We start from the raw sequence: 1563 nt of genomic DNA on the forward strand, positions 1-1563 counted from the left end.
TCGTATGACTATGTAATCATAGTGCCTATATATAGGAAAAAACCTAAACTATCCATAGTATCCATAGCTAACATTCTTTCAATACCTGGAACCACTCAAAAAAGAGTCACTTCCCAGCCACCCACCAAACGCAAGAAAAAAGAAAACGCCGACACCAATACATCACTCACCGCCATCCGCAGGGGGAAGCAGGCGACGCAAACCCAAACCATCCTCCAACCGGTTCATCGCCGCGCTACGCTCACCCAAACCAGCATGACGATAATGCTCCGACATCGCCGCGCTGGAATGCCCCACGATCTCCTGCACCAAACCCGAATCCACACCCAACGCGAACAACAGGGTCACCACGCTATGCCTAGTCTCGTGTACAACCCTATGCTCGGCATCAGCGACACCCGCCTCACGGCACAACTCGCGAAACAGTCGTTCCACCGTCGTTGGCGACAACGGGTGCCCGTCAGGACGATGGAACACCAGCCCCTCAAGCCCACCGGCAGGGTCAATCATCTTCACGCGGCGCAACACCTCCACCAGTTCGGGCACCAACGGCACCACACGCCCCGTATGCGACTTCGGGCGCGTCAGACAATACACACTATCCAACTCACGGCAATCGAAGCCGGAAGGAACCAGCAAACGACTCCTAGGGCACTTCGACGCGAGCTTGTACCCGCACGGATACACGCCACCGGAATCAGGCTCCCCGCACCCATGCTCGCGCGCCACATGCTCCAACTTCCAATCAACCCGCAGGAAACCACCGTCAAGATCGACACAATCCCACGTCAACCCCAACATCTCACCCAAACGCATACCAGTCAACAGCAACACCCACCAGACCGCGCCGTCAGGCACACCCAGCCGTGATGACATGCCCAGTAAGCGTTCCAACTCCGGCACCGTGAACGCGGTACGCACACGCTCCACATCCCGGTCCGCATCACGCGCACGCGGCACCGGCACGCCAAGCATCGGGTTGAACGCGACGACACGCTCAGCAACAGCCTGCTTGAACACCTGCCCCAACACGCCATACACCCTACGCTTCCCGCCGAACCCCAACGGCCTGCCGGAATCATTCCCGAACCTGTCATGCGCCGTCAACCCCCCGAGGATACGCCGCACCGCCTGCGGGCTGATACGAGACAACCGCAGATTACCGTATGGAGCCAAATGCGTACGCACCACAACCTTATACATTTTGAACGTGCCAGGGTCCACCGTGTCCCGCTTCCCCTCAAGCCACGTATCCAAGTACGCGCCGAACCGGATATTAGGATCGCCCGCCACACCAAGCTCACTCCGTTCGGCGAGCAGACCACGTATCTTCTCATCGCACTGACGGTACGTGCGCGCCGATACGCGCCGCCCGTCGACCTTCGCCTCCCACGATACGTATTCACGCACCGTGCCGTCCTTCAGCTTCTTCGACCGCACCACCTTGTAAGGGTGGATGATCCCGCTCCTGGCTTTCCTAGGCATTGCTTCCTCCTATGCTCCAATCAACATGCGGGGACGGTTCTCGCCCCGTTCTCGCCCATTCCAATACACCGCCCGCGT

1 protein-coding gene is annotated in these 1563 nt (G+C 58.7%); it reads right to left on the bottom strand.

Going from position 1 to position 1563, the window contains the following annotated elements; genetic code table 11:
• Nucleotides 1-162: 162 nt before the first annotated feature.
• A complete protein-coding gene (locus tag DSM100238_RS09215; protein WP_152356363.1) occupies nt 163-1485 on the bottom strand; it encodes a tyrosine-type recombinase/integrase in 1323 nt (440 codons plus the stop codon).
• Nucleotides 1486-1563 lie beyond the last annotated feature (78 nt).

It is taken from the genome of Bifidobacterium apri (assembly GCF_009299485.1).
In the GTDB taxonomy this organism is placed as follows: domain Bacteria; phylum Actinomycetota; class Actinomycetes; order Actinomycetales; family Bifidobacteriaceae; genus Bifidobacterium; species Bifidobacterium apri.